General features: G+C 42.1%; 14 protein-coding genes and 1 tRNA gene. 5 read left to right on the top strand and 10 right to left on the bottom strand.

Annotation, left to right across the window (positions count from 1 at the left end):
* Nucleotides 1–28: 28 nt before the first annotated feature.
* The 8 genes from rpsO to A1359_RS12330 form a co-directional block, all read right to left on the bottom strand.
* Nucleotides 29–298 carry a 30S ribosomal protein S15 gene (gene rpsO / locus A1359_RS12365; protein WP_066983175.1) on the bottom strand — a complete coding sequence of 90 codons (270 nt, stop codon included), beginning with the start codon at nucleotides 296–298 and terminating at the stop codon, nucleotides 29–31.
* A gap of 108 nt (nucleotides 299–406) precedes the next feature.
* On the bottom strand, nucleotides 407–1,318 hold the full coding sequence (gene truB, locus A1359_RS12360) for a tRNA pseudouridine(55) synthase TruB (RefSeq protein ID WP_066983173.1): 912 nt from the start codon (nucleotides 1,316–1,318) through the stop codon (nucleotides 407–409).
* Nucleotides 1,318–1,683 carry a 30S ribosome-binding factor RbfA gene (gene rbfA, locus A1359_RS12355; RefSeq protein ID WP_066983171.1) on the bottom strand — a complete coding sequence of 122 codons (366 nt, stop codon included), beginning with the start codon at nucleotides 1,681–1,683 and terminating at the stop codon, nucleotides 1,318–1,320. Before rbfA ends, truB begins: the two co-directional genes overlap by 1 nt.
* Before the next feature lie 3 nt (nucleotides 1,684–1,686).
* The gene (infB, locus tag A1359_RS12350; RefSeq protein ID WP_066983169.1) at nucleotides 1,687–4,362 is read right to left on the bottom strand and encodes a translation initiation factor IF-2; all 2,676 of its coding nucleotides are present in this window, start codon (nucleotides 4,360–4,362) and stop codon (nucleotides 1,687–1,689) included.
* Between the two features lie 14 nt (nucleotides 4,363–4,376).
* Entirely contained in the window at nucleotides 4,377–5,888 is a 1,512-nt protein-coding gene (gene nusA, locus A1359_RS12345; protein ID WP_066983166.1) for a transcription termination factor NusA, read from the bottom strand.
* A complete protein-coding gene (gene rimP, locus A1359_RS12340; protein ID WP_066983451.1) occupies nucleotides 5,878–6,363 on the bottom strand; it encodes a ribosome maturation factor RimP in 486 nt (161 codons plus the stop codon). Before rimP ends, nusA begins: the two co-directional genes overlap by 11 nt.
* A gap of 135 nt (nucleotides 6,364–6,498) precedes the next feature.
* Nucleotides 6,499–6,574 (bottom strand) — tRNA-Phe (locus A1359_RS12335).
* A 152-nt stretch (nucleotides 6,575–6,726) separates the two neighbouring features.
* Nucleotides 6,727–7,896 (bottom strand): EAL domain-containing protein, encoded by a 1,170-nt coding sequence (locus A1359_RS12330; RefSeq protein ID WP_066983163.1) that lies wholly within the window; start codon nucleotides 7,894–7,896, stop codon nucleotides 6,727–6,729.
* A 170-nt stretch (nucleotides 7,897–8,066) separates the two neighbouring features.
* Between A1359_RS12330 and A1359_RS12325 the strand changes: the two genes are divergently transcribed.
* The gene (locus tag A1359_RS12325; protein ID WP_066983160.1) at nucleotides 8,067–9,212 is read left to right on the top strand and encodes an alpha/beta hydrolase; all 1,146 of its coding nucleotides are present in this window, start codon (nucleotides 8,067–8,069) and stop codon (nucleotides 9,210–9,212) included.
* Between the two features lie 202 nt (nucleotides 9,213–9,414).
* Nucleotides 9,415–9,615, top strand: a complete 201-nt coding sequence (locus tag A1359_RS23660) for a DUF4010 domain-containing protein (RefSeq protein ID WP_408606555.1) — start codon at nucleotides 9,415–9,417, stop codon at nucleotides 9,613–9,615.
* Between the two features lie 8 nt (nucleotides 9,616–9,623).
* Here the strand turns inward: A1359_RS23660 and A1359_RS23190 are convergent, their stop codons facing one another.
* The gene (locus A1359_RS23190) at nucleotides 9,624–9,815 is read right to left on the bottom strand and encodes a hypothetical protein (RefSeq protein ID WP_232322200.1); all 192 of its coding nucleotides are present in this window, start codon (nucleotides 9,813–9,815) and stop codon (nucleotides 9,624–9,626) included.
* Nucleotides 9,816–10,433: 618 nt separating this feature from the next.
* The gene (locus tag A1359_RS12315; RefSeq protein WP_066983154.1) at nucleotides 10,434–10,754 is read right to left on the bottom strand and encodes an LbetaH domain-containing protein; all 321 of its coding nucleotides are present in this window, start codon (nucleotides 10,752–10,754) and stop codon (nucleotides 10,434–10,436) included.
* A gap of 129 nt (nucleotides 10,755–10,883) precedes the next feature.
* Between A1359_RS12315 and A1359_RS12310 the strand changes: the two genes are divergently transcribed.
* The 3 genes from A1359_RS12310 to A1359_RS12300 all read left to right on the top strand — a co-directional run bounded on the left by A1359_RS12310 (nucleotide 10,884) and on the right by A1359_RS12300 (nucleotide 14,223).
* The gene (locus tag A1359_RS12310) at nucleotides 10,884–11,555 is read left to right on the top strand and encodes a glycosyltransferase (protein WP_066983152.1); all 672 of its coding nucleotides are present in this window, start codon (nucleotides 10,884–10,886) and stop codon (nucleotides 11,553–11,555) included.
* A 35-nt stretch (nucleotides 11,556–11,590) separates the two neighbouring features.
* Nucleotides 11,591–12,727 carry a hypothetical protein gene (locus A1359_RS12305; protein ID WP_066983149.1) on the top strand — a complete coding sequence of 379 codons (1,137 nt, stop codon included), beginning with the start codon at nucleotides 11,591–11,593 and terminating at the stop codon, nucleotides 12,725–12,727.
* Nucleotides 12,728–12,789: 62 nt separating this feature from the next.
* Complete coding sequence (locus tag A1359_RS12300; RefSeq protein ID WP_083960619.1) at nucleotides 12,790–14,223, top strand: flippase; 1,434 nt, start codon at nucleotides 12,790–12,792, stop codon at nucleotides 14,221–14,223.
* Nucleotides 14,224–14,931: the final 708 nt, after the last annotated feature.

Below are 14,931 nucleotides of genomic sequence, written 5' to 3'. Positions count from 1 at the left end.
GCACTTGAAGTGCCGTTTCCAGAATGCATTACTTACGGAGGTTTAAACGCTCGATCAAAGTGCGATAGCGTGCTAGTTCGGTGTCTTTTAAATAATCCAGCAGCTTGCGGCGTTGGTTAACCATGCGCAATAAACCACGGCGCGAATGGTTGTCTTTTTTGTTAGCGGCAAAGTGTGGAGTCAACTGATTGATGTTGGCGGTTAATAAAGCAACTTGAACTTCGGTTGAACCGGTGTCAGAGTCTGACAAACGATATTCTTCGACGATGGTTTTTTTTTGTTCTGCGGTTAATGCCATTCTTAATCCCTATCGATTAATTAAAGGTAAAAATAAAGCCATCGGTTGATGGCATGGTTACATCGCTGCCGCAATAGGGTGCAGTAGCGGATGATTTTTTCAGGCAAATCAATCAGTTTGATTGGCCAGGTTAAATATTTTTTTCGGTGCTAGTTTATCATTTAAAAGTATTTCTCCCAAACCTAAAAAGGTTTGCTCGCTATACATGCGCACATTACCGGGCGCATGTCCGCTGATGCCAATTTGTTGACCATGGTTAATACAGATAGCTTGTTCGGCCGATAAACAAATAGCAGGAATTTGCTTGAGCGGGACATCAACTGCGATCAGAGTGTTTAGCAATTCAGTTTCGCTCATGGCTTGCAGTTGTTCCCAGGTGTATGCCTGTTCTATGTCGAATATGCCGGCAGCGGTGCGGCGTAATGCCGTAACTGTGGCGCAGCAGCCTAAATCATGACCGATATCTTCCGCGAGCGAGCGGATATAAGTGCCTTTTGAGCAGCGTACATCCAAAGTAATTTGTTCTTGATCGAAACTTAGTAGATTTAAGGCATAAATTGTGATGCGGCGCGGCTGCCTGTCTACAGTTATGCCTTCACGGGCTAATTCGTAGAGTTTTTTACCTTGATGCTTCAGTGCCGAATACATGGGCGGGACTTGATCAATCGGGCCTGTGAAGCGCTGAAAACAGCTGAGCAAATCGGCTTCGGTTAATGTCGGTATCGGCATTTCTTTAATCACGCTACCTTCGCTATCACCGGTATCCGTCATGATGCCTAAACGCAGGGTGAATTGATAACGTTTGTCATCATCCAGCATTAATGCCGAGACTTTGGTAGCTTCACCGAAACATAAGGGCAATAAGCCGCTTGCCAGCGGGTCAAGACTGCCAGTGTGACCTGCTTTATTAGCATTTAATAAGCGGCGGACTTCTTGCAACGCTTTATTTGATGAAACTTCCAGTCGTTTATCGAGTAGTACGATGCCATGTACATCGCGTCCGGACTTGCGTTTAGACATCAATCATCCTGCGGAGGGCGTGCCACTTCGTGCAGTAATTCAGAAACCCGCTGTCCGGTGTCAAAAGAATGATCGTAATAAAAATGCAGCTCCGAGATGTGTCTTAAACGCATGCGTTTGGCTAACTCATGGCGAATAAATGCCGATATTTCGTTTAAAGCTTTCACATTAGTTGATTTGCCGGCTTCATCAGCATTTAAAACGGTAATGTAGATCTTGGCTACCGCGAGATCCTTGGTCAAGATCACTTCATTAATCGTGACGAAGCCCACGCGCGGATCGTGGACTTCTCTTTGCAGAATCAGAGCCAGCTCTTTTTGCATCTGTGATGCCACGCGCTGGCTACGACCGTATTCTTTAGGCATCGCTTAAATTTCTCGCTTCACTTCGATACGCTCGAATACTTCAATCTGATCGCCTGGTTTGACATCGTTGTAGTTCTTGACGCCGATACCACACTCCATGCCCATTTTGACTTCATTGACGTCGTCTTTGAAACGGCGCAATGATTCCAGTTGACCTTCGTAAATCACTACGTTTTCACGTAATACACGAATTGGCAGATTACGTTTAACATTACCATCAGTGACCATACAACCGGCAATCGCACCGAATTTGGGTGAGCGGAAGACATCGCGCACTTCGGCCAGACCGACGATTTTTTCTTGAATATCGGGGGCTAACATACCATTAATGGCGCGTTTGACCTCGTCGATGGCTTCGTAAATGATGCTGTAATAATGTAAATCGATGTCTTTTTCTTCGATCAATTTACGGGCTACTGCATCGGCACGAACGTTAAAACCAATCAGAATCGCACTGGAGGCAAGTGCCAAGTTGGCATCACCTTCGTTGATGCCGCCGACACCGCCATAAATGCATTTAACTTGTACTTCATCGTTGCTCAAACTCACCAAAGATTCGCGTAAAGCTTCCAGGCTGCCTTGAACGTCGGTTTTGATGACGACATTTAAAGTAGCGGTTTCGCCAGCAGCCATTCTGGAGAATACATCGTCCAGTTTGGAGGCATGTGCGGCAGCATGACGGCTGGATTTTTTACGATCTTCACGATGGGCAGCCAGTTCACGGGCAATACGTTCGTTTTGTACGACCAGGAATTCGTCCCCGGCAGATGGTGTGCCGGATAAACCGAGAATTTCCACTGGAGCACTAGGACCGGCAGATTTAATGGCCTGGGCTTTTTCGTCGAACATGGCGCGGATACGGCCATATTCGTGACCACACAATACAAACTCACCTTTGCTCAAAGTGCCTTTTTGGATCAAGACAGTCGCAACAGCGCCGCGGCCTTTATCCAGACGCGATTCGATACAAATACCAGAAGCAATGCCTTCAGCCGGTGCTTTGAGTTCCAATACTTCGGCTTGTACGATCAAGGCTTCGATCAATTCATCGATGCCGGTACCGACTTTTGCAGACACACGCAAGAACTGCACGTCGCCACCCCATTCTTCAGGAACCACATTCAAGGTTGCCATCTCTTGCATAACCTTATCAGGGTTTGCGGCTGGCTTATCGATCTTGTTTAGGGCAACGATGATGGGTACATTGGCCGCACGAGCGTGTTCGATGGCTTCTTTGGTTTGTGGCATCACGCCGTCATCAGCGGCAACCACCACAATAACGATGTCGGTGACTTCTGCACCACGCGCCCGCATGGCGGTAAACGCAGCATGGCCCGGAGTATCAAGGAAGGTTACTGCACCGTGATCCGTTTTGACTTGGTATGCACCGATATGCTGAGTAATACCACCAGCTTCGCCAGCAGCAACGCGGGTTTTGCGGATGTAATCCAGTAATGAGGTTTTACCATGGTCGACATGCCCCATAATCGTGACGATAGGCGCGCGAGGGAATAGTTTTTGCTCTTCCGCCTCGCTAAACACTTCCGCCAGCATTTCTTGCTCGAAATCATCTTCGCTTTGCATGATGGCTTTGTGACCCATTTCTTCCACCAGAATTACCGCAGTTTCCTGGTCAATAGCCTGGTTGATAGTGGTCATGATGCCAAGTTTCATTAAATGTTTAATGACCTCGGCGGCCTTGATGTTCATTTTAGCGGCAAGGTCGGAAACGATAATGGTTTCCGGAATGGTGACTTCGTGAACAGTCGGTGCAACCGGTTTTTCAAATTTGTGTTTACCTTGCAGTTCAATTTCAAACTCAGGTTTCTCGCGTCGGCCCGGTTTGCCCTTTTTACCCTTACCTCGGGGAGTGGCATCGTTGGTAGCCGCTGCGATAGTAGTGGTTGGTCCGCGGGTTGGTTTGAAGTCCTGTTTTTTCTTATGCAGGGTTTGTTGCTTGGCTTCTGCGGCTTTTCTGACTTTAGCTGCGGTTCGTTCAACAGCGGCTTCAAGCCGCTCTTTTTTCTCCAGCTCCAAGCGTTCTTCTGTAGTTAATCTGGGTATCTCAGGTTCTTTAGGAGCGACTTCTGCAGCTGCTTCTACTACCGGTTCTTCGACAATAGGTGTTTCTATGAGAGGCTGTTCAGTTTTAGGCGCTTGCTCAGCAATAACAGGTTCATTGGATTCGGTAATCACTTCTGCAGCTTGCTTGAGTTTTTCAGCTTCGGCTTTTAGTTGAGCTTCGTGTTGGCGTCGCTTTTCATCTTCAGCAGCCTGTTTGCTTTTTTGAGCTTCCAGAGCTGCCAATGCCTGTCTGGCCTGCTCGGCTTCTCTTTGTTCATCGCTTACGTTAGCGGTGACTTCGCTACGTTTGATGTAAGTTTTTTGTTTGCGTACCTCTACACTGACGGTCTTGGCACCCGTGCCGGGCGCAGTTGACTGTCTTAATTCAGTTTTAGTGCTGCGCTTTAAGGTAATGCGTTTGGGAGATGCCTCTGTGTCCGCGTCAGCTTTGCCATGACGCTTACGTAAGTGTGCCAATAATTGGGTTTTTTCCTCTTCGCTGATGATGTCATCGGCAGCTGTGGCGCTTAGGCCGGCTTCTTTCAATTGCACCAGAAATCGATCCAAAGGGATACCGACTACTTCTGCTAATGCCTGTACTGTTTTATCGCTCATAGTATCCTCCTATTTTAGCCCTTGTCCTCTGCGAACCATGATTCGCGGGCTTTCATAATTAGTTTGCCGGCTCGATCTTCATTCATGCCAGTAAATTCGATAATGTCGTCAATCGCCTGTTCGGCCAAATCATCCATAGTGACGATGCCCTTGGCAGCCATTTCGTGCGCAAGTTTCTCATCCATGCCGTCCATTGCCAATAACTCAGCACTGGGTACGGACGTTTCAATTTTTTCTTCTGATGCAATTGCCTTGATTAATAAAGCATCTTTGGCTCGATTGCGCAAAGCTTCTACTAGTTCTTCGTCAAAGCCTTCGATTTCGAGCATCTCATCCACTGGGATGTAGGCGATTTCTTCGATATTGCTCAAGCCAACTTCTACTAATACATCGGCGATTTCTTCGTCGACGTCCAGCAAGTCCATGAATTCTTGTTTGGCTTTAGCTGCTTTTTCATCCAGGTTTTGATTGGCTAGGGAAGCATCTCGAATATTCAGTTCCCATCCGGTAAGCTCTGAAGCCAGGCGAACATTCTGACCGCCGCGGCCTATGGCTTGTGACAAACTATCGCTGGTGACGGATACATCCATGCTGTGTTTGTCTTCATCTACTACGATGGACTGAATTTCAGCCGGTGACATGGCGTTGATAACAAATTGGGCTTCGTTAGGATTCCATAAAATAATGTCGACCCGTTCACCGGCCAGCTCATTGGAAATGGCTTGTACGCGCGAGCCGCGCATACCCACACAAGCGCCAACAGGGTCCAAACGTGGATCATTGGCTTTTACAGCAATTTTGGCGCGTGAGCCTGGGTCGCGGGCAGCGGCAATGATGTCTATCATGCCTTCGCCAACTTCGGGTACTTCCAGGCGGAATAGGGCGGTTAATAGTTCAGGTGCTGTTCGCGTAACAAATAATTGTGGGCCACGAGGCTCGGATCTTACATCTTTAAGATAGCCGCGTACACGGTCGCCCATGCGAATGGGTTCTCTTGGAATCATGTCTTCGCGGGCGATATAAGCCTCGACATGGCCGCCTAAGTCCAGGTAGACACTGCCTTTTTCAAGGCGTTTGACGATGCCGGTAATCAGCTCACCTACACGATCCCGGTAGGCTTCGACAATTTTTTTACGTTCAGCTTCGCGTACTTTTTGAATGATAACTTGCTTCGCTGTTTGTGCAGCGATACGGCAGAAGGCGACGGATTCGATTTCTTCTTCGACGTATTCGCCTGATTGAATGTCGGTATTGTCGAATTGCGCAACTTCTAATAATACTTGCCAGCTAGGGAATTCTACATCGCCGTTGATTTCGGGATTGGGTTCTACTACCAGCCATCGACGGTAAGTCAAGTAATCGCCTGTGACACGATTAATGGCAACACGTGCTTTGACAGGGGTTTCGTAGCGTTTGATGGTCGCAGCTTCCAGTGCTGACTCAATGGCCTGAAAGATTATTTCTTTGTCGATTTCTTTTTCGTTAGCAAAAACATCTGCTACCAAGAGAATTTCTTTATTTGCCACTGCGTCCTCCTTTTTTGAGTAAATATTCCGGCACTAAACGTGCCTTGCTCATTGCTTGAAATGGAACGTTGATTGTCTGTTCGCCTTCCAGCAATACGACTTCGTCACCTTCAACGGCCTGAATCAGACCAATTATTTTTCTGCGTTTATCAACCGGTTTAAACAGATTGATCATGACTGCGCTGCCAGTAAACCGTTCAAACTGGCTGAGTTTGAAAAATGGCCGATCGGCGCCAGGCGATGATATTTCGAGTTGATACTCGCCTTGAATAGGATCTTCCACATCCAGCATGCCGCTGAGTTGGTGGCTGACTTTAGTGCAGTCCTCCACTAAAATGCCGTTTTCGCTGTCGATGTAAATGCGCAGCATGCCGTGCTGCGGGTGAGGGTTGTATTCTATCCCCACGCACTCGTAACCAAGACCTTCGACAATTGGTTCAATCAGTTCCACCAAATGGTCTGGAGCCTGTTTCATTGTTGTTTCGCCTTTTAAAACCCAAAAAAAAAGAGCCTCAGGCTCTTCCATAAACAGTTGTTAACCCGTGGCATTAATTAATGCCTTAAAAACAAAAAACCCCAATAAGGGGCTCTTTGAAAAACCAGGTAAGCGTGGTGCCCAGGGACAGAATCGAACTGTCGACACGAGGATTTTCAGTCCTCTGCTCTACCGACTGAGCTACCTGGGCATTTATTGCTTTTTGTTGGAAGCTAGTCACCAACAACTCGACCATTCTACCGAAATAAACTGTTTTAAGCAATTTTTCTACCGAGAAAAATTAGACTGTCCGATTTTAAGGCTTTGCCAAGCATTTGAGGCAACCATTTTGGCCGTATAAATTTACTCTGTGGCAAAAATATCAACTAATAATATGCGATCAGCATCCAAGCGCAATGATAAGGTTTTGCACTGTAAGTCGCTGCCGAAATCGCGGTATCGCTCAGAGGTTACTATGCGGTTATGGTCGCCACTTGCTTCTTGCGCCAAGAGTTGAAAAAAATAGGGTCGCCAAGACCAGTTGAATCCAATTTTGCGTGGGTCGGTAAACCATTTGTCATCGGCAAAATTAAAATCAGCCGACAGTTGATAGCCTTGGTTGTCGCACAGATAAAAGCGAATCACACCACTTTGAGTAAAATTCCAGCTAGCCAATTCGTTTAAATTAAAATCGCCCTGTAACGCTTGGGCAAGGCGATAAATTAACGCTTTGGTGGTGTTAATGCTGTTAACTTTATGGTGAATTTTTGCCAGGGTGTTTTTGAGGAACTTATTGCGCAACGAAGTAATGTGCTGTTCATAAAGATTGGCGGGTTTAAAATCTGGGTGTGCGGCTGAGAATAAGTAGCCCTGCATGAATTGAGCGCCGCAACTCAAACCAAACAAAAATTCTTCATCGCTTTCCACCCCTTCGCAAATAATTTGACAACCGGTACGCTGACCCAGTCGGGTCATCAAATCAACAATTTCGCTGGCAATACCACCTTTAGTGGCTTGTTTGAACAGGCGCATGTCAATTTTAATTATGTCCGGCTGAATCGCAATTACGCGTTGCAATTGAGATGAACCAGCGCCAAAATCATCCAGTGCCACACGTAAGCCTTGCTTGCGATAGCGTTTAACAATTTCCTTAAGCTTGCTTACATTAGCGTTATCTTCAGTGATTTCGATAATGATGCGCTGACGGTCTATATTTAGCTCATCCAGCATTTTTAAAGTAGGCAAGTCATTAAGATGCTTAATGTTGTCTATCCAGGTTGCAGAGATGTTAATAGTTAAGTAGGTTTGGCTATCCAGTTCCGTAAATTTTTGCAGCGCTTGCCAGCGCACTTGTCGATCAAGTTCTAAGCGATGCGTGGTATTTATTTCAGGAGAGGAAAACAGCGGGCCGGCAGAAATAATTTTGTTTTGCGAAGTTAATTGTCGGGCCAGCATTTCATAACCGATAATTTTGCCGTTGGCAACGCAAACGATAGGTTGAAAATAGGGTAGCAGTTTTATATTAGGTTCCATTAGGGTTGGGCTATCCGATAAGTCCGCTTGTTGAAGATGAAAGGCCGATGATTTTACCTGTATTCAGCCAGAGTAGGGCTGTACATTATCAATGATGGACTAAAAATTTAATGAACTGGATTTGATTCCAGGCTTGGTACTATTAGGCATTAACATGCAAAGGAGGTTTTATGTCTGACTATAAACTCTATTACGCAACCAATCGGAAACACCAAGGCTCGCGTTGGCAGCCGGATGGCTATGGAAAGAAATTTAGTGATGATGGCATGGAGAACCTGCGTTTTGGTGTGGTTACGCTGAATGCGGATGATAAGACCGTCAATAAATATTTGAACACACCTTTAAAAGATTGCGGGGTGGGCGATGGTGAAAAACTGGCCGGTTATTTGGCAGGTTGTGCCAAAAAAGCCAAAATCAACGCTTATGAAGAATCTCTGAAATCCGATATTTCTCAACAGGCGCAAGATGAAGTCAAGTTGGGGTCAAAAGCCATGTTTGCCGATATCATGAAAGATATGGAAAACCATAGCGATATACTTATTTATATCCATGGTTTCAATGTCAGCTGGTGTGATGCGGTGGGTTCTGCTTTGGCTCTGCAATTGATGCTGCAACAATCGCCTCAACGAGATACCAAGCAACAAGTCAAAGTGGTGTTGTTTAGTTGGCCGTCAGATGGCATGGCGTTGCCTTGGGTATCTTATAAATCGGATCGTTCTGAGGCTGATGGCTCTGGCGCAGCGGTGGGGCGTGGTTTTTTAAAATTGCGTGATTTTTTAGCGGATTTACGTGATCGTGCCAAAAAAGGTGGCAAGACTTTGTGCGGTCAGGATATTCATTTACTTTGTCATTCCATGGGTAATTATATGCTGCAAAGTGCGTTGGCCAGAGTCACGGATTTTACCCCGGGGAATAGTTTGCCGCGTATGTTTGAGCAGGTTTTTTTATGCGCCGCTGATGTGGATGATAATGCTTTGGAAGCAGGGCAGGGGCTGGAAAAAGTCGACCAGATTGCACGTAACGTATCGATTTACCATAACAAGGAAGATACGGCGATGGTGATTTCCGACTACAGTAAAGGCAACCCGGAGCGATTAGGCGGGACTGGTGCGGCGCATCCTGCTTTGTTACATAACAAAGTACAGCAAATCGATTGCACGCCGATTGTGCATGGCATCGTCGAGCACAGTTATTATTTGTCCGGCAAAGTGATTGCTGATATTCGTGCCAGCATTGATGGCTGGGAGCAAAACGATGTCCGGCGAGAAAGGCAGCGAAGTGCGACTTTGGATAATGTCTGGACGCTGACAAAATAGCATGAGCAGTGCTGACAACGTTTATATTCAGCAAACTGTTGACATGCATGAAAACATGATTGAGCTACAAGATATTAAGGATTCCGTCAAAAATAACTTCCCGAAATTACCGTGTATTTGGTCATAAAAGGTTGGCGACAGCCACAGCGGTTGTGATGACATCCTTGCATGTAAATGTGGTGATCTTGCCAGTACTTACGGTTTGGATTATTTTGCCATTAAAATGTTTGGTAATCGCTATGGATCAATTTTGACCGACATCTGCGGCGGCTTGGTATTATCGACTGTCGTAAAGCTGGATTTGTCTCGTATGGCTAAAGAATATCCTCGGATGCATATCGCATTGGGGGGGCGAGAATTTTGGTGGTCTATGCTACTATATTCGCCCGAATGCTGCTGGTGACATCGGTTTTAATTTTGGTGCTGTCGCCATTCTTGGTCGTAATGTCTGTTATGACTTATCTGGCCGCGTTCCTTGTTTGGCGCAAGACCGGCGGTTTTAGTGATGATCAAGAAATAAAATTGCAAAATTTTTTTATGAATACTATCTATAAAAGGATTTTGGCTTAGGTGGCTTGCTGTGCGGGTTGGTGGTAATTCCATAGTGGCGATTATTATATTACATGGCTATAACTTATTTGACCCACCAATGATTTGATTAATGTGATCTTAGTCTTTTATGGCAGTGAATACCTTGTTAGTCGAATTGAGCTAGGCTGAATAAATTGATCGGGTAATTGACATTGAGGATTTTATCGGAGTAAAAGCTGAGAAATTTATTGTAGATTGAAAATATCGCGGTTAGCTGGTTTTTTCTTCAATACGAATAGTGAAGGCGGCGATTGAATTATGATTGTGAAATTCTGGGTGAATTTACATGGGTGAAGCAACTAACATTTGTGATAATTTTGCTGTTTTTGGAATGAACACGATTAATTGGCTGGGACACTGAAGTTTATCACTTTTTAGCTATAGAATTAGGTTGAACTGGTGTTAGAAGCTATTGTTGGTCTTCAGTGCTTCTGTAGAGCTTTATTAAAAAAGCATCTTTGTCGCTTTTTGATAAACCTTTGGTATTTAAAATGTATGGTTCAATACCGGTCCAATAGTCATCAATTGATTTAATAAATCTTGCTGGAGTACCTGCATATACAGCATTTTTGCCAAATCTTTGGTAACTACACTTCTAGCACCCAATACGACATTATCCTCAATTGTGACTCATGGAAGAATCAAACAATCAGCACCAATAAATACATTGTTGCCAATATTGATAGGTTTGATGATATCGATGGTGGGTTTTAGTTCGCGAAAGACCCAAGCACCTCCATCATGAGTTATAAATGTGCTTGTGGTAATGCTGACATGATTTCCTATTGAGACTAAAAAAGGTTCGCGACCAAAATCATTTTTACCGACAAGACGGCAGTTTTCACCAAATGTAACTCTGAGTGTTCTGAAGTATTCTATCTGGTTATTTCTGTATTTTATAGATTTATAAGTAGAAATTGCTTTTTTGTATATATTAAAAATAATTTTCATATGTCAGTTTAAGCGATAGAAAGTGGCGTTAAATTTTAATGGGCTGTTTGTATTTTTTACTGTGGTTTTAAAATTATTGCTATTATTTGACTGGCCTTATTGTTTAAATAAAAAATCAAAGGTATTTTCATGATTCGTATATTAATTGGTTTTGATCAGAGGGAGGCTGTTGCTTACCACACATTCTGTCAAAGTATTTTGGAAAAGTCTACACAACCTGTTTCATTTGTACCGTTAGTATTAAACTCGCTGAGTGCGTATAAAGAAACTCACACAGATGGAAGCAATACGTTTATATATTCTCGTTTTCTGACACCTTTTTTATGCGATTATCAGGGTTGGGCTATTTTTGCAGACGGGGATATGATTTGTCGTGAGGATATCGCAAAATTATGGGCTCTACGTGATGAAAGTAAGGCCTTGTTATGTGTTAAGCATGATTATAAAACAAAAGAGCATAATAAATATTTGGGCAATAAAAATTTGGATTATCCCAGAAAAAATTGGTCAAGTTTAGTTTTATGGAATTGTTCACATCCCAAGCATAGGGTTTTAATACCTGAGTTTGTGATGCGACAACATGGTGCTTTTTTACATCGATTTAGCTGGTTGAATGATGAAGAGATAGGAGAATTGCCAAAAGAATGGAATTGGTTAACTACTGAGTATGAAGATAATTATAGTGCAAATTTAATTCACTATACGCTTGGAACGCCTTGTTTTGAAAATTATTGGAATGCAAGCATGGCTGATGAGTGGCATAAGTGTCATGCGCGTATGCTGGATGGAATGCATGTGTGATAAGCAAAATAATGGTTTGTAGATAATGGTTATAAATGCGTAAAATTATCAAACTATTAAATTTCATTCGCTATCTTAGATTTTTTGATGAGAAGCCAGCAAAGCCATATTATTTATTAGTGGTAGATGGTCCGGCGTCAATTTCTATTTCAAGGTTAATTTTAGAAGCCAATTCAATATTGGACTTCAAGTGTATTGTGTCTGCTCATTTTATTACCCGACTTAAGGGTTCAGATAATTCTCTGAAAAATAGTATGGTAGGGTGGCAATTTACTACGGTACTATTTGGGTTGTTTCGGTTTCTATGTCTCGCTAAAAAATATAAAAAGATACCAGATATTTCTCAGGTTACTGCAATGAGTAATTTTGAATGTATAACTAGATATATAGAAAATAATACGCATTATATTAAAGATGTAATTGTTTTTAACGAGAAAAATCCCTTTACGAAGCTTGCTGTGTCTACTGCAAAAAAAAATGGCATAAAGACTTCCTGTATCCAGCATGGGGCGGTAGTTGAAAATTATTTCCCTATTTTTGTTGATCGCTATTTTACATGGTCTGAATATTATTCTAATATTTTGCAGGAGCGTGTTCCAGGGTTAAATACAGTGTGTGTGGGTCGTTTGGATTATGTAGAACAGGTTAATTATTTAGCAACAGAAAAAAACAAGATTCCGTTACTGGTTTTGCAGCCGGCAGATGTTAGTATAGCCAGGGAAGAGTTACTTTCACAATTTAAAATAGTAATTGATGTCTGTTATAAATATTATGATGCAATCGCATTGCGCCCGCATCCGAGTGACAATATTCTGCCGGATATATTGAGCTATATTGGCGATAGAAAGTTTACTATTCATGCAGGTCTTCTTGGTGAAGTCTTGTCTAAGTATTTAATAGTTATTTCACTATATTCAACTGTTTTATTGGAAGTGCCTTTTTATGGGGGTTTGCCAGTGCAATATCTTGAAAATGGTTATTTAAATAAATTGATGCGAAGATGTGATTTAACTGCTGAATCACAAATGGAGCTAGAAGATATTTTTAATAATGTTATGGATGGTGTTTATTTGTCGAATCACTTGGATTTTTCGAAAAAATATTCTAATGAATTAATGAGGATAGGAGATATGAATAAATTATTTAAATCATTAGAATGTGCTGGTGTTTAGTTGTTAAGCGAGTTATTTATCCATATTAATTCATTCATGTTTCCTGATTTAGTGGGTTGGTAATGAGCATAAGACTTAATACTTTTTATAATTTAATGGGTTCTTTTGTTCCATTATTATCATCTTTAATAACAATACCACTTTATATCGGACTGATTGGAGAAGCTCGGTACGGTATTTTGGCTATTGTCTGGTTGTTACTAGGTTATTTTGGACTATTCGATCTTGGGTTGGGGCGTGCAACTGCCCAAAAAATAGCCGCAAGTCGTGATGCCAGCGATAAAGAAAGAGCTGATATTTTTTGGACAGCTTTTTTATTAAATTTAGCTTTGGGAGTGCTGGGTGGTTTGCTTGTATGGCCGATTTCTTATTATTTTTTTGATGCCTTTTTTAAAGTTGATGAGGGGTTGCGTCTCGAAATATATAATGCGATACCTTGGTTAGTACTAGCGCTACCGATAGCAATTCTTTCTGGAACCTTAACAGGGGCACTTCAAGGCCGTGAACGCTTTTTTGAGTTAAACTTGGTCTCGGCAATAGGGACGTTAATATTTCAATTAATGCCTCTTATAGTGGCGAACTATATAAGTGTGGATCTCGGATACCTACTGCCTTCGGTACTTTTTGCGAGGTTTTTAACTGTCATTGCATTATTTCAGCGATGTACTCGACATATTGTTCTTGGATATCCGGTTTTATTCGATTACACAAAAGCAATGCTGTTGCTCCGATTTGGCGGTTGGGTAACTGTAACGTCAATTGTTGGTCCTCTGATGGTGATTCTTGATCGAATTATTATTGGGAGTACTTTAGGGGCAAAAGCGGTAACTTATTACACAGTGCCTTTTCAGTTGGCTGAGCGAACGGCATTGATTCCTAGCGCATTAACTTCAGTGCTTTTCCCTAGGTTTTCAGTAGTTAATTCTACAGAGGACAATATTCTGGCAAATCAGGCCATGAATATTTTGATTGTTGTTATGACGCCCATCATTGCATTGTGTATTCTTTTTATTAAGCCATTTCTTATCTGGTGGGTTGGTGAAGAATTTGCAGATGATTCAGCATTAGTTGGGCAGGTATTATTATTTGGATTTTGGGTGAATGGTTTTGCAAGAGTTCCGTATGCTCAATTACAAGCGCGAGGTAAACCAGGTTTGGTTGCTAAGTGTCACTTGTTTGAAGTGATTCCTTACTTTATTCTATTATATTTTGGATTAAACAATTTTGGTCTTATGGGTGCGGCGATAGCATTTACATTTCGTGTGCTTATAGATTTTATTCTACTATCCAGTTTGGCAGGTAGTTTTAGCGTACTTTTACGAATGCTATTTATTCCCCTGATTTTTTTGGTTGTTGGAATGTATATTAGCCATCAAATTAGTGACATTAATTTATTTATTGTTGGGTATATTATAGTTTACTTTTTATTATTCCTGGCTTGGGTTTGGTGGAAGGCTCCGCAATCAATCAAAAATAAGCTGGTAAATATTATTTAGTTATTATTAGGAGTAAATTAACTTGTAAAATATTATTAACTATTTATCGTGGCGTTGTTGCCTATATTTATGAATTATAAAACCATTTGAAACGATAGATAAACAGTATGTAAATCTAGATGAGCCTTAGAAAAAACCATGGGGCGAGATTAACTTTGAAAGAATAAATAAATGTCTAGTTTGTAATAGTCAGAAAAGATAATTTATGTATGGTAGATTGGTTGACAATGTTTTTCGCGTTGCGCAGGTTAATTGGGATTTGTATGAGCGTTTAGGCTGCCCTAGCGCTTATCTTGATCCAAGACCTTCAAAAAATTCAATTGGTCAAGCTTTATACCCGTAATGCAGCTGATGTAATGGTTGGGTCAGATAAAATTTGTTTGCAAGAGCTGTTAAGACGGCCGCTAACCAATGGATATTTGAATAAACGCTACGGCTCTTATTATCAAACCGCGGGGTAGGCCGTTTTTTTATATGTCGTCGACAAAGAGAAACGCTTGATACACAATTTCACTGGTTTTCCAAGCTAACTAATAATGTTGTTTACTGTTGGTAGTTTGATTAATATTATTAAAGAATATTATTTAATATATATTGAATTAAAATCTACGCATAATATTACAAAAGACATGTATCAGGCTGGCTATGGGTTAAAGAAAAACCTGTATTTTTAAAATATACGCTCTATTAATTTACCTTTAATTTTGA

Source organism: Methylomonas lenta (assembly GCF_001644015.1).
Classification (GTDB): Bacteria; Pseudomonadota; Gammaproteobacteria; order Methylococcales; family Methylomonadaceae; genus Methylomonas; species Methylomonas lenta.
Note: the sequence above shows the minus strand (reverse complement) of the source record. Positions and strands in the feature narration are given on the sequence as shown.

Coding starts and splice junctions, on each gene's coding strand:
- rpsO (WP_066983175.1), bottom strand. CDS start 298: ATGGCATTAACCGCAGAACAAAAAAAAACCATCGTCGAAGAATATCGT.
- truB (WP_066983173.1), bottom strand. CDS start 1,318: ATGTCTAAACGCAAGTCCGGACGCGATGTACATGGCATCGTACTACTC.
- rbfA (WP_066983171.1), bottom strand. CDS start 1,683: ATGCCTAAAGAATACGGTCGTAGCCAGCGCGTGGCATCACAGATGCAA.
- infB (WP_066983169.1), bottom strand. CDS start 4,362: ATGAGCGATAAAACAGTACAGGCATTAGCAGAAGTAGTCGGTATCCCT.
- rimP (WP_066983451.1), bottom strand. CDS start 6,363: ATGAAACAGGCTCCAGACCATTTGGTGGAACTGATTGAACCAATTGTC.
- A1359_RS12330 (WP_066983163.1), bottom strand. CDS start 7,896: ATGGAACCTAATATAAAACTGCTACCCTATTTTCAACCTATCGTTTGC.
- A1359_RS12325 (WP_066983160.1), top strand. CDS start 8,067: ATGTCTGACTATAAACTCTATTACGCAACCAATCGGAAACACCAAGGC.
- A1359_RS23190 (WP_232322200.1), bottom strand. CDS start 9,815: ATGGAATTACCACCAACCCGCACAGCAAGCCACCTAAGCCAAAATCCT.
- A1359_RS12315 (WP_066983154.1), bottom strand. CDS start 10,754: ATGAAAATTATTTTTAATATATACAAAAAAGCAATTTCTACTTATAAA.
- A1359_RS12310 (WP_066983152.1), top strand. CDS start 10,884: ATGATTCGTATATTAATTGGTTTTGATCAGAGGGAGGCTGTTGCTTAC.
- A1359_RS12305 (WP_066983149.1), top strand. CDS start 11,591: ATGCGTAAAATTATCAAACTATTAAATTTCATTCGCTATCTTAGATTT.
- A1359_RS12300 (WP_083960619.1), top strand. CDS start 12,790: ATGAGCATAAGACTTAATACTTTTTATAATTTAATGGGTTCTTTTGTT.